At 68.8% G+C, this 19,939-nt stretch carries 21 protein-coding genes; 13 read left to right on the top strand and 8 right to left on the bottom strand.

From position 1 onward, the window contains the following. Window positions 1-5: 5 nt before the first annotated feature. The 6 genes from argC to ACFP3H_RS25335 are packed head-to-tail and all read left to right on the top strand — an operon-like array spanning window position 6 to window position 5,801. Window positions 6-1,064 carry an N-acetyl-gamma-glutamyl-phosphate reductase gene (gene argC, locus ACFP3H_RS25360; RefSeq protein ID WP_378609718.1) on the top strand — a complete coding sequence of 353 codons (1,059 nt, stop codon included), beginning with the start codon at window positions 6-8 and terminating at the stop codon, window positions 1,062-1,064. Next, window positions 1,061-2,260 carry a bifunctional glutamate N-acetyltransferase/amino-acid acetyltransferase ArgJ gene (gene argJ, locus ACFP3H_RS25355; protein WP_378609717.1) on the top strand — a complete coding sequence of 400 codons (1,200 nt, stop codon included), beginning with the start codon at window positions 1,061-1,063 and terminating at the stop codon, window positions 2,258-2,260. Before argC ends, argJ begins: the two co-directional genes overlap by 4 nt. Then, window positions 2,257-3,138 carry an acetylglutamate kinase gene (argB, locus tag ACFP3H_RS25350; protein ID WP_378609715.1) on the top strand — a complete coding sequence of 294 codons (882 nt, stop codon included), beginning with the start codon at window positions 2,257-2,259 and terminating at the stop codon, window positions 3,136-3,138. The genes argJ and argB overlap by 4 nt, the downstream gene beginning before the upstream one ends. Continuing rightward, window positions 3,135-4,337 (top strand): acetylornithine transaminase, encoded by a 1,203-nt coding sequence (locus tag ACFP3H_RS25345; RefSeq protein ID WP_378609714.1) that lies wholly within the window; start codon window positions 3,135-3,137, stop codon window positions 4,335-4,337. Before argB ends, ACFP3H_RS25345 begins: the two co-directional genes overlap by 4 nt. After that, window positions 4,334-5,266 (top strand): ornithine carbamoyltransferase, encoded by a 933-nt coding sequence (gene argF, locus ACFP3H_RS25340; RefSeq protein ID WP_378609712.1) that lies wholly within the window; start codon window positions 4,334-4,336, stop codon window positions 5,264-5,266. The genes ACFP3H_RS25345 and argF overlap by 4 nt, the downstream gene beginning before the upstream one ends. A gap of 31 nt (window positions 5,267-5,297) precedes the next feature. Continuing rightward, the gene (locus tag ACFP3H_RS25335; protein WP_378609711.1) at window positions 5,298-5,801 is read left to right on the top strand and encodes an arginine repressor; all 504 of its coding nucleotides are present in this window, start codon (window positions 5,298-5,300) and stop codon (window positions 5,799-5,801) included. Window positions 5,802-6,141: 340 nt separating this feature from the next. On the opposite strand, the gene ACFP3H_RS25330 is transcribed toward ACFP3H_RS25335, so the two are convergent. The 5 genes from ACFP3H_RS25330 to ACFP3H_RS25310 all read right to left on the bottom strand — a co-directional run bounded on the left by ACFP3H_RS25330 (window position 6,142) and on the right by ACFP3H_RS25310 (window position 8,262). Further along, window positions 6,142-6,855 carry a DUF4184 family protein gene (locus ACFP3H_RS25330; protein ID WP_378609709.1) on the bottom strand — a complete coding sequence of 238 codons (714 nt, stop codon included), beginning with the start codon at window positions 6,853-6,855 and terminating at the stop codon, window positions 6,142-6,144. Window positions 6,856-6,965: 110 nt separating this feature from the next. Next, on the bottom strand, window positions 6,966-7,763 hold the full coding sequence (locus ACFP3H_RS25325; protein WP_378609708.1) for an aldose epimerase family protein: 798 nt from the start codon (window positions 7,761-7,763) through the stop codon (window positions 6,966-6,968). A 1-nt stretch (window position 7,764) separates the two neighbouring features. Next, on the bottom strand, window positions 7,765-7,917 hold the full coding sequence (locus tag ACFP3H_RS25320) for a hypothetical protein (RefSeq protein ID WP_378609706.1): 153 nt from the start codon (window positions 7,915-7,917) through the stop codon (window positions 7,765-7,767). A 47-nt stretch (window positions 7,918-7,964) separates the two neighbouring features. Next, complete coding sequence (locus ACFP3H_RS25315; protein ID WP_378609705.1) at window positions 7,965-8,096, bottom strand: hypothetical protein; 132 nt, start codon at window positions 8,094-8,096, stop codon at window positions 7,965-7,967. Between the two features lie 25 nt (window positions 8,097-8,121). Further along, entirely contained in the window at window positions 8,122-8,262 is a 141-nt protein-coding gene (locus ACFP3H_RS25310) for a hypothetical protein (RefSeq protein WP_378609704.1), read from the bottom strand. 216 nt (window positions 8,263-8,478) lie between these two features. On the opposite strand from ACFP3H_RS25310, the gene ACFP3H_RS25305 reads away from it, so the two are divergent. The 3 genes from ACFP3H_RS25305 (at window position 8,479) to ACFP3H_RS25295 (ending at window position 12,016) form a co-directional block, all read left to right on the top strand. Next, window positions 8,479-9,675 (top strand): argininosuccinate synthase, encoded by a 1,197-nt coding sequence (locus ACFP3H_RS25305; RefSeq protein ID WP_378609703.1) that lies wholly within the window; start codon window positions 8,479-8,481, stop codon window positions 9,673-9,675. Window positions 9,676-10,014: 339 nt separating this feature from the next. Next, on the top strand, window positions 10,015-11,433 hold the full coding sequence (gene argH, locus ACFP3H_RS25300; RefSeq protein ID WP_378609702.1) for an argininosuccinate lyase: 1,419 nt from the start codon (window positions 10,015-10,017) through the stop codon (window positions 11,431-11,433). A 259-nt stretch (window positions 11,434-11,692) separates the two neighbouring features. Further along, the gene (locus ACFP3H_RS25295; protein WP_378609701.1) at window positions 11,693-12,016 is read left to right on the top strand and encodes a DMT family transporter; all 324 of its coding nucleotides are present in this window, start codon (window positions 11,693-11,695) and stop codon (window positions 12,014-12,016) included. A gap of 109 nt (window positions 12,017-12,125) precedes the next feature. Here ACFP3H_RS25295 and ilvA read toward each other — a convergent pair whose 3' ends face one another. Beyond that, entirely contained in the window at window positions 12,126-13,286 is a 1,161-nt protein-coding gene (gene ilvA, locus ACFP3H_RS25290) for a threonine ammonia-lyase (protein WP_378609919.1), read from the bottom strand. Between ilvA and ACFP3H_RS25285 the strand changes: the two genes are divergently transcribed. After that, window positions 13,216-13,440 carry a hypothetical protein gene (locus ACFP3H_RS25285; RefSeq protein WP_378609930.1) on the top strand — a complete coding sequence of 75 codons (225 nt, stop codon included), beginning with the start codon at window positions 13,216-13,218 and terminating at the stop codon, window positions 13,438-13,440. The two genes, ilvA and ACFP3H_RS25285, sit on opposite strands and share 71 nt — an antisense overlap. Here the strand turns inward: ACFP3H_RS25285 and ACFP3H_RS25280 are convergent. Then, complete coding sequence (locus ACFP3H_RS25280) at window positions 13,433-14,605, bottom strand: serine hydrolase domain-containing protein (RefSeq protein ID WP_378609700.1); 1,173 nt, start codon at window positions 14,603-14,605, stop codon at window positions 13,433-13,435. The two genes, ACFP3H_RS25285 and ACFP3H_RS25280, sit on opposite strands and share 8 nt — an antisense overlap. A gap of 106 nt (window positions 14,606-14,711) precedes the next feature. Here ACFP3H_RS25280 and ACFP3H_RS25275 point away from each other — a divergent pair, with 106 nt between their 5' ends. Further along, window positions 14,712-15,434: a GntR family transcriptional regulator gene (locus tag ACFP3H_RS25275; RefSeq protein WP_378609699.1), complete on the top strand. Its 723-nt coding sequence runs from the start codon at window positions 14,712-14,714 to the stop codon at window positions 15,432-15,434. 119 nt (window positions 15,435-15,553) lie between these two features. Beyond that, a complete protein-coding gene (locus ACFP3H_RS25270) occupies window positions 15,554-16,282 on the top strand; it encodes an aspartate/glutamate racemase family protein (protein ID WP_378609698.1) in 729 nt (242 codons plus the stop codon). A gap of 7 nt (window positions 16,283-16,289) precedes the next feature. On the opposite strand, the gene ACFP3H_RS25265 is transcribed toward ACFP3H_RS25270, so the two are convergent. Continuing rightward, entirely contained in the window at window positions 16,290-16,658 is a 369-nt protein-coding gene (locus ACFP3H_RS25265) for a hypothetical protein (protein WP_378609697.1), read from the bottom strand. Window positions 16,659-16,960: 302 nt separating this feature from the next. Between ACFP3H_RS25265 and ACFP3H_RS25260 the strand changes: the two genes are divergently transcribed. After that, window positions 16,961-19,918, top strand: a complete 2,958-nt coding sequence (locus ACFP3H_RS25260; protein ID WP_378609696.1) for an AMP-binding protein — start codon at window positions 16,961-16,963, stop codon at window positions 19,916-19,918. Window positions 19,919-19,939: the final 21 nt, after the last annotated feature.

The raw sequence follows: 19,939 nt of genomic DNA, 5'->3' as shown, positions 1-19,939 counted from the left end.
ATCACATGGTTGATTCGTCGGGAGGACCCGTGTTGCGGGTGGCGGTTGCCGGTGCGAGTGGATACGCCGGTGGCGAAGTATTGCGTCTGTTGCTCGGCCATCCCGAATACCGATCCGGGCGCCTCGAGATCGGGGCGCTGACCGCCGGGTCCAACGCGGGCACCGCCCTGGGCGCCCTGCAGCCGCACCTGCTGCCGCTGGCCGACCGGATCCTCGAGGAAACCACCCCCGAGATCCTGGCCGGTCACGACATCGTGTTCCTCGGCCTGCCGCACGGCCAGTCCGGCGCCATCGCCGCGGCCCTGCCCGACGATACCGTCATCATCGACTGCGGCGCCGACTACCGGCTCACCGATCCCGCCGCCTGGGAGAAGTACTACGGCAGCCCCCACGCGGGCAGCTGGCCCTACGGCCTGCCCGAACTGCCCGGTGGCCGCGCCCAGCTCGTCGGCGCCCGCCGGATCGCGGTGCCCGGCTGCTACCCGACGGTGTCGAGCGTGGCGCTGGCCCCGGCCATCGCCGCCGGGATCATCGAACCGGCCGTGAATGTCGTTGCGGTGAGCGGTACTTCGGGAGCCGGTCGCAAGCTCGATGTCGGGCTGCTCGGGTCCGAGGTGATGGGCAGTGTGCGGGCCTACGGCATCGCGGGCGCGCACCGGCACACCCCCGAGATCGCGCAGAACCTGAAAGCCGCTGGCGGCGTGGATGTCTCGGTGTCGTTCACCCCGGTACTCGCCCCGATGCCGCGCGGCATCCTGGCCACCTGCACCGCGCCGACGACGGTCGACGCCGCGCAGGCGCGCGCCGTCTACGAGAAGGCGTACGCCGACGAACCTTTCGTGCACCTGCTGCCCGAAGGCGTACTGCCGCAGACCGGTTCGGTGCTCGGCTCCAACGCCATCACCCTGCAGGTCACCGTCGACACCGACGCGGGCCTGCTCGTGGTGATCGGCGCGATCGACAACTTGACCAAGGGCACCGCGGGCGCCGCGGTGCAATCGATGAATCTGGCCGTCGGATTCGACGAGACCGCAGGACTTTCCACCGTAGGAGTGGCACCGTGACGAGCAAACTGATCCACACCCAGGGCGTCACCGCACCGTTGGGCTTCCGCGCGGCGGGCATCGCGGCCGGGATCAAGGCCAGCGGCAAGCCGGACCTGGCGCTCGTCCTCAACGAGGGCCCCGAGTACTCGGCCGCCGGGGTGTTCACCAGCAATCAGGTCAAGGCCGCGCCCGTGCTGTGGTCGCAGCAGGTCTTGAAGACCGGTCACCTGCGCGCGGTGATCCTGAACTCCGGTGGCGCGAACGCCTGCACCGGCCACGGCGGTTTCCAGGACACGCACAAGACCGCCGAGGAACTCGCCGCGGCACTGAGCAATTGGGGCACCGAGACCGGCGCGGGCGAGATCGCGGTCTGCTCCACCGGGCTCATCGGTGACCGACTGCCGATGGACAAGCTCATCCCCGCGATCACCGAGATCGTGCAGGAGATGGGCGGTGGCATCTCCGGTGGCACCGACGCCGCCCACGCCATCATGACCACCGACACCGTGCCCAAGGAGTCGGCCTTCCACAGCGAGGACAAGTGGAACGTCGGCGGCATGGCCAAGGGCGCGGGCATGCTCGCCCCCTCGCTGGCCACCATGCTCGTGGTGCTCACCACCGACGCCGTCGCCACCCCCGAACAGCTCGACGCCGCGCTGCGCAAGGCCACGAAATACACCTTCGACCGGCTCGATGTCGACGGCTCCTGCTCCACCAACGACACCGTGCTGATCATGGCCAACGGTGCCAGCGGCGTCGCGCCGTCGCAGGCGGATCTCGACGCCGCGGTGTTCACCGTGTGTGACGACCTGGCCGCACAGCTGATGGCCGACGCCGAGGGCGTCACCAAGCGGGTGCGGGTCACCGTCACCGGCGCGGTCTCCGAGGACGAGGCGCTGACCGTCGCGCGCGCCGTCGCCCGCGACAGCCTGGTCAAGACCGCGCTGTTCGGCTCCGACCCGAACTGGGGTCGCGTGCTCGCCGCCGTCGGCATCGCGCCGGTGACCCTCGATCCGAATCGAATTGCCGTGTCGTTCAACGGCAATCCGGTCTGCGTCGACAGTGTCGGCGCCCCCGGTGCCCGCGAGGTCGACCTGTCCGGCGAGGACATCGACGTGCTGATCGAGCTCCATGTCGGCGAGGGCACCGCCATGGTGCGCACCACCGACCTCTCGCACGCCTACGTCGAAGAGAACTCGGCCTACAGCTCATGAGCGTCGTGCACAGTCTCTCCGCGCTGGACAAGGCGCACGTGCTCGCCGACGCGCTGCCGTGGTTGCAGAAGTTCCGCGACAAGATCGTGGTCGTGAAGTACGGCGGCAACGCCATGATCGACGACGAACTCAAGTCCGCCTTCGCCGCCGACATGGCGTTCCTGCGCACCGTCGGCGTACACCCCGTGGTCGTGCACGGCGGCGGCCCGCAGATCAACGCCATGCTGAAAAGGCTCGGTATGGAAGGCGAATTCCGCGGCGGCTTCCGTGTCACCACCCCCGAGGTGATGGACGTGGTGCGGATGGTGCTGTTCGGTCAGGTGGGCCGTGAGCTCGTCGGGCTGATCAACGCGCACGGCCCGTACGCGGTCGGCATCTCCGGCGAGGACGCGCACCTGTTCACCGCCACCCGGCGCACCGTCGCGGTCGAGGGCATCGCCACCGACATCGGCCTGGTCGGCGATGTCACCGAGGTCAACCCCGGCGCCGTGCTCGACCTCATCGACGCGGGCCGCATCCCGGTGGTCTCCACCATCGCCCCCGACGCCGACGGCGTGGTCCACAACATCAACGCCGACACCGCCGCGGCCGCACTGGCCGAGGGCATCGGCGCGGAGAAACTCGTCGTCCTCACCGACGTCGAGGGCCTCTACACCGACTGGCCGGACCGGTCCTCGCTGACCAGCCGGATCGACACCGAATCGCTGGCGAAGTTGCTGCCGAGCCTGGACGCGGGCATGGTTCCCAAGATGGAAGCCTGCCTGCGCGCCGTCCTCGGCGGGGTCCCCAGCGCCCACGTGATCGACGGGCGCGTCCCGCACTCGGTACTACTGGAACTGTTCACCGGAGAAGGAATCGGAACCATGGTGACGGCATGAGCGAAGTGGAAAAGCTCCAGCAGCGGTGGTCGGCCGCGATGATGGACAACTACGGCACCCCGAAGGTCGCGCTCGCGCGCGGTGCGGGCGCGGTGCTCTACGACGCCGACGGCAAGCGCTACCTCGACTTCCTCGGTGGCATCGCGGTCAACAGCCTCGGCCACGCCCACCCCGCCATCCTGGCCGCGGTCACCCAGCAGCTGGGCACCCTCGGCCACGTGTCGAACCTGTACGCCAGCGAACCGGTGATCGAACTCGCCGAGAAGCTCCTCGCTCATTTCGGCGACGGCGAGGGCAAGGCGTTCTTCTGCAACTCCGGCACCGAGGCCAACGAGGCCGCGTTCAAGATCGCGCGCCTGACCGGGCGCTCCAAGATCGTCGCCGCCGAGGAAGCCTTCCACGGCCGCACCATGGGCGCGCTCGCGCTGACCGGCCAGCCCGCCAAGCGGGCCCCGTTCGAACCCATGCCGCCCGGCGTCGTGCACGTGCCCTACGGTGACGCCGCCGCGCTGGAGGCGGTGGTCGACTCCGACACCGCCGCGGTGTTCCTCGAGCCGATGATGGGCGAGAGCGGTGTGGTCGTCCCGCCGTTCGACTACCTGGCCAAGGCGCGCGAGATCACCTCGCGGGCTGGAGCTCTGCTGATCCTCGACGAGGTCCAGACCGGAATCGGGCGCACCGGAACGTTTTTCGCCCATCAGGCCGCCGGCATCGTGCCCGACGCGATCACCCTGGCCAAGGGCCTCGGCGGCGGCCTGCCGATCGGCGCCGTGCTGGCGCAGGGCCGCGCCGCCGAACTGCTCACCCCGGGCTTGCACGGCACCACCTTCGGCGGCAATCCCGTCTGTGCCGCAGCGGCGTTGGCGGTGTTGCGTACGATCGATTCCGAGAATCTGCTCACCCATGTGGAATGGGTCGGTAAGAAACTCAGCGACGGCATCGCGCTGCTCGAGCATCCCGAGATCGACCACGTGCGTGGTGCGGGTCTGCTCATCGGCATCGTGCTGCGCAACGATATCTCCGCGTACGTGGACGAGCGGGCGCGCGAGGCGGGGTATCTGCTCAATCCCGCCAAGCCCAACGTGATCCGGTTGGCACCGCCCCTGGTGCTCACCGAAACTCAGGCCGACAATTTCGTCGCCGACCTGCCCGAGATCCTCGACAAGGCCGCCGCCGATGCCAAGGGAGCGACCAAGTGACCCTGCGTCATTTCTTACGCGACGACGATGTGAGCCAGGCCGAACAGGCCGAAATCCTCACTCTCGCCGCCGAACTGAAGAAGGACCCGTTCGCGCACCGGCCCCTGGACGGGCCGCGCGGGGTCGGGGTGATCTTCGAGAAGAACTCCACCCGCACCCGCTTCTCCTTCGAACTGGGCATCGCGCAGCTCGGCGGCCACGCGGTGGTCGTGGACGGACGCGACACCCAGTTGGGTCGCGAGGAAACCCTCGGCGACACCGGCAGCGTGCTCTCACGCTATGTCGACGCGATCGTGTGGCGGACCTTCGAACAGTCGCGCCTGGACGAGATGTCGGTCACCGCAACGGTTCCCGTGGTGAACGCGCTGTCCAACGAGTTCCATCCCTGCCAGGTGCTGGCCGATCTGCAGACGATCCGCGAGCGCAAGGGGTCGCTCACCGGACTGAATCTCACCTACTTCGGTGACGGCGCCAACAACATGGCGCACTCGCTGCTGCTCGGTGGGGTGACGGCGGGGATGAACGTCACCATCGCCGCCCCCGCGGGTTTCGAGCCGCTGCCGTGGATTCTCGACGCCGCTGCCGAACGTGCCAAGGAGACCGGGGCGAGCGTGTCGGTGACCGGTGACCCCGTCATCGGCGCGACGGGCGCCGACGTGCTCGTCACCGACACCTGGACCTCCATGGGTCAGGAGAACGACGGCCTCGACCGGGTCGGCCCGTTCCGCCCGTTCCAGCTCAACACCGAACTGCTCGCCTATGCGCACCCGGAAGCCATTGTGCTGCACTGTCTTCCGGCGCACCGCGGCGAGGAGATCACCGACGAGGTACTCGACGGCGCGCACAGCGTGGTCTGGGACGAAGCCGAGAACCGCCTGCACGCGCAGAAGGCGCTGCTGGTGTGGTTGCTCGCGAAAGCCGCCGCGTGAGCCGAACCGAGGCCGGCGCGGGGGTGCGGCGATGAGCGGGTCCGACAAGGGCTCGCCCGCGATCGCCCGCACCCGCGCCGGCCGCCAGTCGCGCATCATCGAACTGTTGAGCGCCCACTCGGTCCGCAGCCAGACCGAACTCGCCGCCCTGCTCTCCGCCGAGGGCATCGAAACCACCCAGGCCACCCTCTCGCGTGACCTCGACGAACTCGGCGCGGTGAAACTGCGCGCGGCCGACGGCGGCGCGGGCGTCTACATCGTCCCCGAGGACGGCAGCCCCGTGCGCGGGGTCACCGGCGGCACCGGGCGGCTGTCCAAACTCCTCAGCGACCTGCTCGTCTCCACCGACGCCAGCGGCAACATCGCCGTCCTGCGCACCCCACCCGGCGCCGCCCACTTCCTGGCCAGCGCCCTGGACCGCGCCGCCCTGCCCTACATCGTCGGCACCATCGCCGGCGACGACACCATCGCCGTCATCGCCCGCGAACCCCTCACCGGCGCCGAACTGGCCGCCAAAATAGAGGGCCTGGCCTGACCCGAACAGTTCGTTCGGCCCGCTCCTTACCTGACAAAGCAGCAATAAGGTTAAGTAGCAATCCGCGTTACTTAACCTTATCTGCGCACCTGTCTGCCGAACTGGGATCCGGAGCCGATCGCCTATCGCGAACAGACCACCGCCCGCGCCGATTCCGTCGTCTGGAAGATCATCGACAGCCTCATCGCCCAACCGGTCGTGAACAGCGTCTACGTTGCCGAGACCCTCGGCACCAGTGGGGTCGCGGCGCAGCGCGCGATCGATCGACTCGTCGGATCAGGCGTGTTGCGCGAGGTGTCCCAGCGCGCCCGTAACCGGGTCTGGCAGGCCGACGGAATCCTCACGGCCCTCGACGATTTCGCGGCGGGGATTCGCCGGGTACGTGGCTGAGCGCACACGACCCGCTGAAGTGCAGATGCCATAGCGCCATCCAGGCGATCCAGGTGAGGGCGATGGCCTTGGCGGCGCCGATGATGGTGTGGCGGATGAGGTCGTAGGTGCTGGTTCGGGTGACCGGGTCGTCGGCGGCGAGGATCGCGCCGAGGACGGCGGCGGTGAGTAGGGCTGCGATCAGGGGGAGGTGGGCACGGGTGGTGACGGCTGATGCTGGGCGTAACAGCAGGTAGGTGATGAGGGCGGTGCCGGTCAGGGAGCAGACGTAGCCGAGGACGTTGTAGGTCTTGTGGGGCTCGATGACGGTGGTGCGCAGGAAGTCCCAGTGCTGGACGGCGAAACCTGTTGTCTGGGTGAAGGAATCCCAGAGCACGTGGGTGGTGGCGCCGAGTGCGAGGGCGGCCAGTGTGCGGATCGCGGTGGGGTGGGAATCGGCGGGCGGGAGCAAAGCGGGTCCGCGCGACAGGCGGAAAGTCAGCAGCAGGGCCAGGCCGATCGGCAGGTCCCACCACAGGATCGCGGGGAGCGAGTGGGTGTGCGGGACGTGGATCGGCAGGTAGTAGGCGATGTCGGGTGCGACGGATCCCGCGACGAGGGCGGGGAGTGGGAGGTGCCGGGCGAAAGGCAGCACCGCGGCCGGGTGGGCGAAGGTGATCGGCACACCGGTCACGGTAATCGGTTGTGGTGCCAGGCAAGTCGGCGTTCCGGCCGTGCGGTCCACAGCCTGGAACCGGCAGTGGTTGCTCGGCGACCTCGTCCGTCGACCTGAACTCAGTTGTGCGGCAACCTCTCCCAGTTCCAGTCGACGCGCACGTCGAGGGGCGAGTCGGGGGTGACCATCCGGGGGTCGGTTTGTAGGCCGTTGGGCGGGCCGGATTGGGCCTCCACCGACAGGGACTCCTCGGGCAGGGTCCAGATGACCACGTCGTGGACGGGGCTGGTGATGGTGAAGGCCAGGAAACCGGGCCAGGTGAGGTGGGCCGCGACGCCGTCGGGCATGGCGAAGCAGTCGTCCCACGGTGGGGGAGTGGGGGCGATCTCGCGGCCGGTGGGCAGGTAGTCGGCGCCGCGCTCGTACTGCCAGGCCGGGTCGAAATCGAGCTGCACCGGGCCGGTCGCGGGCGGGACCTCGCGCAGGAACCACGGGTGCCAGCCGCCCTGGGCGGGGAACGGGTCGCGGTCGGTCGCGATGCGCATGCGCAGGGTGAGGCCGGTGTCGGTGAGGGTGAACGTCTGGGTGACGGTCCCCGCGAACGGCCACGGATCGCTGAGCCGGTGCCGAATCGTGGCCTGGCTCGGCGTGGACTCGACGACCACCCACACCCCGTCGCGGGCGGTGCCGTGAATGCTGTGCGGCCCGTTGTTGATCGGCATCTGATAGGTGCGATCGCCCACGGTCAACTCGCCCAGCCCCAGCCGGCCGGCCCACGGCGCCATCACGAAACAGCCGGTGCCCGGATCCTGGCGCAACAGCTCGGTGCCGTCGACGGTGAGACTGTGCAGGGCGCCGCCGTCGTCGGGCGCGACGATCAGTGCCGCGCCACCCGCACGGAGTCGGATCTCGCCCATGTCAGTGGAACGGGTACTGGCCGCCGCGACCGTTCGGCGTCGCGATATCGATGATGTCCTGGACCAGGCCGACGACGGCCCTGCCGACATCGAGAACCCCGTTGCCCAGCGTCGAGAATTCCTGCGCGATATAGGTCAGCATGTTCGTCCTCACGTGTGGCGAGCCGAAGAGTGCACTCCCAGCGTGCCACACGTCACCGATCAGGACGCGAGGAAATTGAAGAACAGCTGCAGCAGCGGCGCGGTGAGCGCCAGGCTGGTGTCGAGAACGTAGACGGTCAGGTCGGCGATCGCGTCGTAGTTGTCGGAGAGGATCTGCAGGGCCTGGTCCATGGTGAGCTCCTTCGATCGAGGGGTATCAGGCGAAGAATCCCTGGAGCACGGGCGTGCCCAGCTCGATGACGGCCTTGGCGACGACCAGACCGAGATCGCCCATGCCGATGACCACCGTGGCGATCAGGTCGTAGTTGGCCTCGGCGAATTCACGTAGCGACTGCATAGTGGCTCCTTTGTCCCGACCGAGTGAACATCCGCTGTGACCAGCGTCTCATAGTCGAGCCTACTCGCCCACGCGACGAGCGGTATCGTCGCAGGTAATCGTCACTTTCAGGCAGTCGGCAGCCCCCGTTATGAATGAGATTGCATCATCGTGCATAATCATTTGTAACAACGGCGTGAGCCGAAGGAAGAACCCACTTCGAGGAGCACAACAGACATGTCCGATCGCGTCGTACTCGCCTACTCCGGTGGGCTTGACACCTCCGTCGCCATCAGCTGGATCGCGAAGGAGACCGGTTCCGAGGTGGTGGCCGTGGCCATCGACCTGGGCCAGGGCGGCGAGGACATGAGCGCGATCCGACAGCGCGCCCTCGACTGCGGCGCCGTGGAGGCCATCGTGGTCGACGCGCGCGACGAATTCGCCGACCAGTACTGCCTGCCCACCATCCAGGCCAACGCCATGTACATGGGCCAGTACCCGCTCGTCTCGGCCATCAGCCGCCCGCTGATCGTCAAGCACCTCGTCGAGGCCGCCAAGTTCCACAACGCCACCACCGTCTCGCACGGCTGCACCGGCAAGGGCAACGACCAGGTCCGCTTCGAGGTCGGCATCGGCGCGCTCGCGCCCGACCTCGAGGTCATCGCCCCGGTCCGCGACTACGCCTGGACCCGCGAGAAGGCCATCGCCTTCGCCGAGGAGAACAACCTCCCGATCAACGTCACCAAGAAGTCGCCGTTCTCCATCGACCAGAACGTGTGGGGCCGCGCGGTCGAGACCGGGTTCCTCGAGGACCTGTGGAACGCGCCCACCAAGGACGTCTACGACTACACCGCCGACCCGACGGTGAACTTCGAAGCACCCGACGAGGTCATCATCACCTTCGACAAGGGTGTCCCGGTCGCCATCGACGGCCGCCCCGTCACCGTGCTGCAGGCCATCGAGGAGATGAACACCCGCGCCGGTCGACAGGGTGTGGGTCGCCTGGACATGGTCGAGGACCGTCTGGTCGGCATCAAGAGCCGCGAGATCTACGAGGCACCCGGTGCCATCGCGCTGATCACCGCGCACCAGGCCCTCGAAGCCGTCACCGTCGAGCGTGAGCTGGCCCGCTACAAGCGTCAGGTCGAGCAGCGCTGGGGCGAGCTGGCCTACGACGGCCTGTGGTTCTCCCCGCTCAAGCGGGCGCTGGACGCGTTCATCCAGGACACCCAGCAGCGGGTCACCGGCGAGATCCGGATGGTGCTGCACGGCGGCTCGGCCGTGGTGAACGGTCGTCGCTCGGAGCAGTCGCTCTACGACTTCAACCTGGCGACCTACGACGAGGGCGATACCTTCGACCAGTCGCTGGCCAAGGGCTTCGTCCAGATCCACGGCCTGTCCTCGAAGGTCGCCGCCCGCCGCGACCTAAGCTGATCCGCCTCCCCGGGTATTTTGGCCAGACTTGGGTGCGGGGGTGGGTTGGGGACGCGGCAAGCTTTTGCGCGGGGAGACTCAGCCCGTTCCCGGTGAGTTACCCATGTGCTCGCTAGATCAGGGGGACGGTTCTCGCTCGAGCTGGGGTGCTGATCTGGTCGCGTTCGGGACGGCCGTTCGCGGCTGGATCAGGGGAGCCCGGTCTGGTCGACCGTGGTCGGGATGATCGGTGGGTGCTGTTGCGGGTGGGGCACCCATTGTTATCGCGGGATTCGGCGGCGACTTAGGCTCGGTCGTTGTCACCGTAATCGCTATCGAAACCCTTCAGGAGGGCGCAGGATGACCCACGTCGGAACCAATGAAGGTGCGCTCTGGGGTGGGCGATTCGCGTCCGGGCCGGCCGCGGCGATGGCGGCGTTGAGCAAGTCGACGCATTTCGACTGGGTGTTGGCGCCGTACGACATTCGCGCGTCGAAGGCGCACGCTCGCGTGCTGCACAAGGCGGGGCTGCTGGCCGATGATGATCTGCCCGCCATGCTGGCGGGGCTGGACGCGCTCGCCGCCGATGTCGCCTCGGGGGCCTTCGGGCCCGCCGAGTCCGACGAGGACGTGCACGGTGCGCTCGAGCGGGGGCTGATCGAGCGGGTCGGGACCGAGCTCGGTGGGCGGCTGCGGGCCGGGCGTTCGCGCAATGATCAGGTGGCCACGCTGTTTCGGATGTGGTTGCGTGACGGGGTGCGGCGCGTCGCGGTCGGAGTGCTCGACGTGGTCGACGCGCTCGTCGCCCAGGCCGCCGCGCATCCGGACGCGGTGATGCCGGGCAAGACCCACCTGCAGGCCGCGCAGCCGGTCCTGCTGTCGCACCACCTGCTCGCCCACGCGCACCCGCTGCTGCGCGACCTGGAACGACTGCGCGACTTCGACAAGCGCGCCGCCATCTCCCCGTACGGTTCGGGCGCGCTGGCCGGTTCCTCGCTGGGGCTCGACCCCGAGCAGATCGCCACCGAATTGAACTTCACCGCCGCCGCGGCCAATTCGATCGACGCCACCTCCTCGCGGGACTTCGCCGCCGAGGCCGCGTTCGTGCTCGCCATGATCGGCGTCGACCTGAGCCGGCTGGCCGAAGAGGTGATCCTGTGGAGCACACCGGAATTCGGCTACATCACCCTCGCTGACGCCTGGTCGACCGGTTCGTCGATCATGCCGCAGAAGAAGAACCCCGACGTCTCCGAACTCACCCGCGGCAAGGCGGGTCGCCTGATCGGCAACCTGACCGGCCTGCTCGCCACGCTCAAAGCCCAACCGCTGGCCTACAACCGGGACCTGCAGGAAGACAAGGAACCCGTCTTCGACTCGGTCGCCCAGCTCGAACTGCTGCTGCCCGCCATCGCGGGCCTGGTCGCCACCCTGACCTTCCACACCGACCGCATGGCCGAACTGGCCCCCGCCGGTTTCACGCTCGCCACCGACATCGCCGAATGGATGGTGCGCCAAGGGGTTCCGTTCCGCGTCGCCCATGAGGCGGCCGGTGCGTGCGTGCGGGTCGCCGAGGCGCGCGGAGTCGGTCTCGACGAGCTGACCGACGAGGAATTCGCCACCGTCGATCCCGCGCTGACCGCCGGGGTGCGCGAAGTGCTCACGGTCCAGGGTTCGATCGCATCGCGCAACGCCCGTGGTGGTACGGCCGGTGTGCGCGTAGCCGAGCAGCTCGACGAGGTTCGCAAGACCGCCGAGGACGCGCGCGCCTGGTTGAGCTGATCAGGAAGTGCCCGGCGGGCAGCCGTCCACCACTACCTCGGAGTGATGCGGTGCCGGGCACCGTGCGAGCGGCCTTGTCCCCGAAGGGTTTCCGCATCGGGGGGCACGGGGAGCCGACGCCTCGCACAACCCGTACTCTCCCTGCTGACACTCGCCCTGGTCACGATGGTTCTCGCAGCTCGTGCGGGTGACGGGTCCGCGGGTGGTATCGCCTGTCGCCGTGGGTGATCCGGTTGCTTCGACCGGCTAGTCTGCGGCCATGACCCTGCTCTTCCTGGCACTGGCCATCGCCACCGAGGTGACCGCGACGGTGTCGCTGAAACTGTCCGAAGGTTTCACGAAACTGGTTCCGTCGATCGTCGTGGTCCTCGGGTACAGCGCGGCGTTCTACTGCCTGTCGCAGGCGTTGAAGCGGGGCATGTCGATCGGGGTCGCCTACGGGATCTGGTCGGCGGTCGGGGTGGCCGCGATCGCGACGATCGGTGTGCTGTTCCTGGGGGAGCGGCTCACGCTGATCCAGGTCGGCGGGATCGGGCTGGTGATCCTGGGCGTGCTCGCCCTGGAACTCGGTGGAGCGCACTAGATCCGGTGACGCGGGGTTGCCGAACCCGCTGTCGGGCAATAATTTCGACCCCTCACCGCTGGGTGCACAGTTCCGCGTTGACGCCGAAGCCGATCTTTCGCCGCAGCGCCTAGAGCTCCGCGTGGACGCGGAAACCGGCCTCGCGCAACGCCTCCAGCACACCGTCGCGATGGGCGGCGCCGCGCGTTTCGACCGTGAGTGACACCTCGACCTCGTCCACGGCCAACCACGGACCCGTGCGGGAATGCACGATGTCGACCACACTCGCCCCCGCGCGACCCACCACCGCGAGCAGCGCGGACAGGGCGCCGGGGCGGTCGTCGATGGTGACGCGCATGGCCAGATAGCGGCCGGCGGCGGCGAGGCCGTGGCCGATGACGCGGGTGAGCAGCAGCGGGTCGATATTGCCGCCGGACACGATGACCACCACCGGGCCCCGCGGATCCGGCAGCGCGTCGGTGAGCAGGGCCGCCACGCCCGCCGCCCCCGCCGGCTCGACCACGAGTTTCGCGCGCTCGAGACACAGCAGCAGCGCCTTGGACAGCGCGTCCTCGTCGACGGTGACGATCTCCGACACCAACTCCGCGACATGGGCGAACGGCACCGCACCGGGCAACCCGACCGCGATCCCGTCGGCCATCGTCGACATGCGCGCCACCCGCACCGGCTTGCCCGCCGCCAGCGAATCCGGCCACGCCGCCGCCTCGGCCGCCTGCACCCCGATCACCCGCACCCCCGGCGCGAGCGCGCGCACCGCCACCGCCACCCCCGCGAGCAACCCGCCCCCGCCGGTCGGCACGACGACCGTGCCCACATCGGGAACCTGCTCGAGAATCTCGAGCCCGACCGTCGCCTGCCCGGCCACGATGTCGGGGTGATCGAACGGATGGATCAGCGTGGCCCCGGTGCGCTCGGCGAATTCCAGTGCGGCGACCAAGGATTCGTCGATCGAATCGCCCACCAGATGCACCTCGGCCCCATAGGCGCGAGTAGCGACCAGTTTCGGCAACGACGCCCCCACCGGCATGAACACCGTCGAGGCGATCCCCAGCTCACCCGCCGCCCACGCCACCCCCTGCCCATGATTACCCGCACTGGCCGCCACCACCCCCCGCCCCCGCTGCGCCGCGGACAGATTCGCGATCCGGTTATACGCCCCCCGAGGCTTGAACGACCCCGTCCGCTGCAAATTCTCACACTTGAGCAACACCGGCACCCCCACCCGCTCCGCCAACACCCGCGACCCCACCACCGGCGTCCGCCGAATCACCGGCCCCAACAACCGCCCCGCCGCCCCGATCGCCTCCGCACCCACCATCTCCATCCGCCCATGCTGCCACCCCCGCATCTGGGCGGCAGATCACCACGCTCTGGTGGCGCACTTCTCCGGTCGACGCCGCCACCGGAGCGTGGTGATCAACTGACCGACTTGGCGATGTTGTGGGCGATGGTGGAGAGGCGGGTGAGGCGGGCGTCGCCGAGGGGGGTGAGTTTGCCGCCGAGGCGGTTGGTGACGAAGGCGAGGGACAGGCCCGTTTCGGGGTCGGCGAAGGCGCCGGAGCCGCCGAGACCGAAGTGGCCGAAGGCGGAGATGGGGTCGGATTTGGAGGGCTTCATGGGGACGCCGTGGAAGCCGAGGGCCCAGGGGATGCGGAAGGCTAGGACGTAGTCGGGGGTGAAGACCTGGCGGGTGGCGGCGTGGCGGATCGCGTCGGGGGACAGGATGCGGGTGCCGTCGAGTTCGCCGCCGTTGGCCAGGGCGGCGTAGACGCGGGCCAGGGCGCGGGCGGAGAAGACCCCGTTCACGCCCGGCATCACCGAATCGTGGACGCGGTCGTCGACGATCAGGTCGGCGAAACCGCGCGGGGTGGTTTCGGCGGCGGCGGCGAAACGGGTGCGGGTGAGCAGGTCCGAACCGGTGTCCCAGTCCATGCCCGCCGCGCGCAGTCGCGGGAAGGTGGCGGCGATGCGGTGGCGCTGATCGTGCGGCACCCGGAACCAGAGTTCCTCGGCGCCGAGCGGTTCGGCGAGTTCGGTGCGCACGACATCGACGAAATCGCGTCCGGTCACCCTGGCCACGATCTCGGCGGCCAAGTGCCCGTAGCTGATTCCGTGATAACCACTGGTGACCAGATGCCGGGGATCGGGTGTGGCCGCGGCGAGAGCGGCGGTGACGGCCGCGTCGTCGAGGAAGCTCTCGGCCGGACCGGGCAGCAGACCGCGCAACCGATGCAGGCCCGCGCGATGGGTGAGCACGTCGCGCACGGTGATCTTCGCCTTACCGGCGGCGGCGAACTCCGGCCAGTAGTCGGCGACGGGAGCGTCGTAGTCGAGCTGCCCGCGATCGGCCAGCTGGTGAATCACCGTGGACGCCACGCCTTTTCCGGTGGAGAACCCCAGCGCCACCGACTCCGCCGTCCACGGCACCCCCGGACTCGCGTAGCCGGCCCACACATCCACCACCGGCTCGCCGTGCAGATACACACACAGCGCCCCACCACCGTGCGAGGGCTTGCGGAACAGGTGGTCGAACACGGTGACCAGGCGGACGAAACGGCGGTCCACCGACTGCGACGTCGAAACTCCCATCGTCCGAGCATGCCACGCGCACTTCAAGACCGGTCGGTACGGTGATCGTTTCCTAACCGTCACATCGGATGGTCCGCGCGCAATACACCGTCCATAGCATGTGTACATGCCACCGAGACGACGATCGGCGCTGCTCGCACGGCTTGTAGTCGACGAGCCGGGACGCCCCCAGGTGATACTCGGCGAACTCCGCCGGGTGATCCTCGATGGCGCGGTACCGCCGGGAACCTTGATTCCGCTGCGTGAAGTGGCCGAGCTGTTCGGGGTGAGCCACATCCCGGTCCGCGAGGCGCTCAAGACGCTGATCGGCGAGGGCCTGGTCACCCACCGCCCGCAACGCGGGTACGCGGTCGCCCAGCTGACCGCGGCCGAGCTGCGCGAAATGTACATCGTGCGAGACACTTTGGAGTCGGCCTCGCTCGCCGCCGCGGTCGCCAACGCCGACACCGCCGAGCGCGAGGAACTGCTGCGGGTCAACGATCTGCTCGAACGCGCGATCCTCGACGACGACCCCGAGACCTACCAGCGCCAGTCGCGCCATTTCCACGTGGCGCTGACCCGACCGTCGCGGATGTTCCGGCTGCTGCACATGCTCGAATCGGCGTGGAACGTCACCGAGCCGGTGCAGTCGATGGTGCACATCGAACGCCACGATCGCGAATGCCTGCACACCGATCATGTCCTGATGCTCGAGGCGTTCCTCGCCCGCGATGTCGAGTCGCTGCTCGGCGCCGCGGAGGTCCATCACCGGCGGCTCGAAGCGGTGATCGCCACGCTGCCGACCGATACCGGGCTGCTCGCGCCCGAGGATATATCTGTGGTGCAATAGCCGGGAAATCCTCGGGAAATGGTCGGGCAACGGTGAAAATCTAGGCTGAGAGCAGCTGATTCACACCGGGCGATGGGACCAACGATGACCGAAACCACCGCACACCCGATCGGCGCCTGATGCGCATCCGGGTCGTCAATCCGAACACCACGGCGGCCATGACCGAGACGATCCGCCGGTGCGCGCTGGCGGTCGTCGGACCGGACACGGTGCTCGACGCGGCCACCTCCGTCACCGGTCCCGCCTCGATCGAGAGCCACTACGACGAGGCGATGAGCGTGCCGGGGCTGCTCGCCGCGATCCGACAGGGCGAAGCCGACGGCGTCGACGGGTATGTCATCGCGTGCTTCGGCGATCCGGGACTCGACGCGGCCCGCGAACTCGCCGCGGGGCCGGTGATCGGGATCGCCGAGGCAGCCATGCAGACCGCGAGTCACCTGGGACGCGGGTTCAGCGTCGTCACCACGCTGGGGCGCACCGTCGGGCGTGCGGAGGATCTCGCCGAACGCTATGGGATGCAACGGTTCTGCCGGGGGATCCACGCGTGCGAACTGCCGGTTCTGTCCTTGGAGACAGATCCCGACGCCCGCAAGATCGTCACCGAGGCGTGCCGGGAGGCCGTCGCGAAGGACGCCTCCGACGCCGTGGTGCTCGGCTGCGCGGGCATGGCCGAGCTGTGCGCGCACATCCGCGACGAGATCGGGGTGCCGGTGATCGACGGTGTCGCCGCCGCCACCCTGACCGTGCAATCGTTGCTGACGCTGGGACTGCGCAAGTCGGGCCGGGGAGAGTTCGCGACACCGCCGCCGAAGACCTACACGGGGCTGCTGGAATCCTTCGGTTCGTGACAGCGGTTCAGACGCCGGCGGTTTCGGTGCTCAGCGCGTGCAGGACGGCGTCGAGATCGTCGACGTCGACGACCAGGCGCGTGAAGTCGGGACCGTCGAGGTCGATGCGGACCGCGCTGCCGTTGAACGTGGTGTCCCAGAACTCCTTGCGGCCCTTGCCGCGATAAACCCCCGCCGCGATCACGCCGGGAATGAAGGTGCCCGGCGCGCGCACCCACGGCGGCCGCAGGTCCACCTCGGCGGTGGTGATCTCGGTGATGGCGGCGCGGTCGATCACGACCTGCTGGCGTAGGGCGAGCAGGCGATGCCCACCGAGCACCTTCACCGTCACCGTGGCGTCATCGATCTCGACCTCGACCATCGCTACCTCACTCACCGTCGTGCGAACTCATCGTGCGAACTGTTCGGTGTCCAGCCTGGTCGGGCGGCCTGTTCGGCGACTGTGGTGAGCCTGTGAGTTAGCCAAGGAAGTCGGTAACATCAACAGATATAGATATGCGCATCCATCGGGAGTGCGCCGGTACATGCCATGATCGACGGGCGGATGTGATTCGAATCGCCGGAACATGCGCCCTGTCACAGCCGACACATAATAGAGGTCCGATGTGGTTAGCTCATATGAGCACATCGGGGTGTGTGATGTGTGTCACTTTGAGCGGGTAGGACCAGGTGGGAACGGTGGATTTCAGTCCAAGAGGTGTGGCCGGTTCGGTGCAGCGGTTGCTCGCTACCGCGCAGAACGGGCTGGAGGTGATTCGCTTCGGTGGTTTGTCACATGACGTCGAGTCCTCGCCCTTCGAGATCGTCGAGCGGCGGCGCATGTACCGGCTGCGACATTACTTCCCCGACGACACGACGCCCGGCCGGCCGGTGGCGCTGCTGGTGCCGCCGCTGATGGTCAACGCCGACATCTGGGACGTGAACGCGGCGGGCGGCGCGGTAGGCATCCTGCACGCGAGCGGAATCGACTGCTGGGTCATCGATTTCGGCTCGCCGGCGACCGAGGAGGGCGGCTGGGAACGCGACCTGGCCGACCACGTGCTCGCGGTGAACTCCGCGATCGACACCGTCTGCGAGACCACCGGCGCGCAACTGCACCTGATGGGCTACTCCCAGGGCGGCATGTTCGCCTACCAGACCACCGCCTACCGCTACGGCAAGGGCGTGGCCTCCATCGTCACCTTCGGCAGCCCGGTCGACATCGTCGCGGGCATGCCGTTCGGCCTGCCCTACGGCATGGTCTCCGAGGTCGCCGATTTCCTGGCCGATCACGTGATGCACCGGCTGCCGATCACCGAGTCGATGGTGCGCATCGGCTTCCAGATGCTCGACCCGGTCAAGACCGCCAAGTCGCGAATCGACTTCCTGCTCCAACTGCACGACCGGGAAGCGTTGCTGCCCAAGGAACGTCAGCGTCGCTTCCTCAATAGTGAAGGCTGGGTGGGTTATTCGGGCCCCGCGGTGGCCGATCTGCTCAAGCAGTTCGTCGCGCACAATCGGATGATGCTGGGCGGCTTCGTGATTCGCGATCACCCCGTCTCGCTCGCGGAACTCAAGTGCCCGATCCTGGCGTTCGTCGGCGAGGTCGACGACATCGGCCAGCCCGCCGCCGTGCGCGGCATCGTGCGCGCCGCGCCCAATGCCGAGGTGTACGAAGCCAGTTTGGTGGCAGGACATTTCGGGTTGGTCGCCGGTTCCACGGCCACCAACCACACCTGGCCGATGGTGCGCGACTGGATCGCCTGGATGGACGGCAGCGGCACCCTGCCCGAGCAGATCGTGCCCATGCGCGAACACGTCGCGGGCAACGCGCCGCGCACCGCCGCCACCCGGATGGTGCACACCGCCGCCAGCCTGGCCGAAGCGGGCGCCGGGGTCGGTAAGGCGCTGGAGAGCATCGCGAGCAGCACGATTCGCGGGTCGATCGAGATCGCGGGCGAGGCCGCGCGGGCCCTGCCGCGCCTGACCCGGCTCGGCATGATCCAGCCGCACACCCGCATCTCGCTCGGCAAGCTGCTCAGCGAACACGCCCGCAGCGCGCCGCAGAAGGACCTGGTGCTGTTCGACGACCGCGTGCACACCAACGCCGCGGTCGAGGAACGCGTCGACAATGTGGTGCGCGGCCTGCTCTCGGTCGGCATCCGCCCCTCGATGCGGGTCGGCGTGCTGATGGAGACCAGGCCCAGTGCCCTGGCCACGGTGGCCGCGCTCTCGCGCATCGGCGCCGTCGCGGTGCTGCTGGCGCCCGGCGCCGAACTCGACCGGGCCATCGAACTGACCGGCGTGCAGACCCTGGTCACCGACCCGGAGAACCTGCGCGACGCCGCCGCGACGGCCGCCAGGGTGCTCGTGCTCGGCGGCGGCGACACCAGGACGCTGTCGGTGGCGACCAGCGATCGGGTGATCGACCTCGAGCAGATCGACCCCGCCACCGTGCGGGTGCCCGCGTGGTACCGGCCGAATCCCGGCCTGGCGCGCGAGCTCGCGTTCGTGCTCGTCATCGGCTCCGGCGACCGCCTCGAAGCCAAGTACATCACCAACCACCGGTGGGCGCTGTCGGCGTTCGGCACCGCGAGCGCGGGCGATCTGGATCGCCGCGACACCGTGTACTGCCTTGCGCCGCTGCATCATTCGTCGGGGCTGCTGGTGAGCCTCGGCGGTGCGATCGCCGGTGGCAGCCGGATCGCGCTGGCCCGCCCGCGCGACATGGACCCCAACCGCTTCGCCGAGGAAGTGCACCGCTACGGCGTCACCGTCGTCACCTACACCTGGACGATGCTGCGCGACCTGCTCGACGCCCAGGTCTTCCCGGCCGGCCACAATCACCCCATCCGGTTGTTCATCGGCTCGGGTATGCCCGCGGGTCTGTGGCGGCGCACCGTCGAACAGTTCGCCCCGGCGAGCGTGCTCGAGTTCTACGCCTCGATCGACGGCGACGTGGTGCTGGCCAACGTGACCGGCGCCAAGATCGGCTCCAAGGGCAGGCCGGTGCCCGGCACCGCGCGGGTGGAACTGGTCGCCTACGACCCGGTCACCGAGCAGATCCTCGTCGGCGACGACGGGTTCGCCCGCCGCTGCGCCGACAACGAACCCGGCCTGCTGCTCGGCAAGGCCGTCGACGGCGGCGACATCTCCGACGGCGGGCTGCGCGGAGTGTTCAAGGCCGGCGACGCCTGGTGGCCGACGGAGAACCTGTTCCGGCGCGACAACGACGGCGACTACTGGCTGGTCGACCGCCGCGACACGGTGATCCGCACCGCGCGCGGTCCGGTGTTCACCCAGCCGATCGTGGACGTGCTCAACGACATCACCCCGGTCGACCTCGAGGTCGCGTTCGGGCTGCGCACGCCGGCGGGCACGATCGCCGCGGCCGCGTTGAGCGTGCGCAAGGGTTTCCGGATCGAGCCGGGCGATGTCACCGAGGCGATGCGCGGACTCGAGCCCGGCCAACGACCCGACCTGGTCTACGTCGTCGACGAGGTCCCGCGCAGTTCCAGCTTCCGGCCCTCGGCGTCGGCGGTGCAGGCCGCGGGACTGCCCGCGGCCGGGCCGGGAACCTGGATCTACAACCGGGCCACCGAGGCCTACGAGGTGCTCACCGACGAGGCGGCGGCGACGCTGTTCGGCGGCCACTGACCGACCCGATCGTGAACGAAG

This window comes from Nocardia lasii (assembly GCF_042658545.1).
Classification (GTDB): Bacteria; Actinomycetota; Actinomycetes; order Mycobacteriales; family Mycobacteriaceae; genus Nocardia; species Nocardia lasii.
This window is presented reverse-complemented; position numbering and strand designations above follow the sequence as displayed.

Excerpts from the sequence above, each read along its gene's own strand:
- ACFP3H_RS25305 (WP_378609703.1), top strand. The coding sequence starts at position 8,479 with ATGTCCGATCGCGTCGTACTCGCCTACTCCGGTGGGCTTGACACCTCC.
- argC (WP_378609718.1), top strand. The coding sequence starts at position 6 with ATGGTTGATTCGTCGGGAGGACCCGTGTTGCGGGTGGCGGTTGCCGGT.
- ACFP3H_RS25315 (WP_378609705.1), bottom strand. The coding sequence starts at position 8,096 with ATGGACCAGGCCCTGCAGATCCTCTCCGACAACTACGACGCGATCGCC.
- ACFP3H_RS25295 (WP_378609701.1), top strand. The coding sequence starts at position 11,693 with ATGACCCTGCTCTTCCTGGCACTGGCCATCGCCACCGAGGTGACCGCG.
- ACFP3H_RS25345 (WP_378609714.1), top strand. The coding sequence starts at position 3,135 with ATGAGCGAAGTGGAAAAGCTCCAGCAGCGGTGGTCGGCCGCGATGATG.
- argB (WP_378609715.1), top strand. The coding sequence starts at position 2,257 with ATGAGCGTCGTGCACAGTCTCTCCGCGCTGGACAAGGCGCACGTGCTC.
- ACFP3H_RS25310 (WP_378609704.1), bottom strand. The coding sequence starts at position 8,262 with ATGCAGTCGCTACGTGAATTCGCCGAGGCCAACTACGACCTGATCGCC.
- ACFP3H_RS25335 (WP_378609711.1), top strand. The coding sequence starts at position 5,298 with ATGAGCGGGTCCGACAAGGGCTCGCCCGCGATCGCCCGCACCCGCGCC.
- ACFP3H_RS25270 (WP_378609698.1), top strand. The coding sequence starts at position 15,554 with ATGCGCATCCGGGTCGTCAATCCGAACACCACGGCGGCCATGACCGAG.
- ACFP3H_RS25325 (WP_378609708.1), bottom strand. The coding sequence starts at position 7,763 with ATGGGCGAGATCCGACTCCGTGCGGGTGGCGCGGCACTGATCGTCGCG.
- ACFP3H_RS25275 (WP_378609699.1), top strand. The coding sequence starts at position 14,712 with ATGCCACCGAGACGACGATCGGCGCTGCTCGCACGGCTTGTAGTCGAC.
- ACFP3H_RS25280 (WP_378609700.1), bottom strand. The coding sequence starts at position 14,605 with ATGGGAGTTTCGACGTCGCAGTCGGTGGACCGCCGTTTCGTCCGCCTG.
- argH (WP_378609702.1), top strand. The coding sequence starts at position 10,015 with ATGACCCACGTCGGAACCAATGAAGGTGCGCTCTGGGGTGGGCGATTC.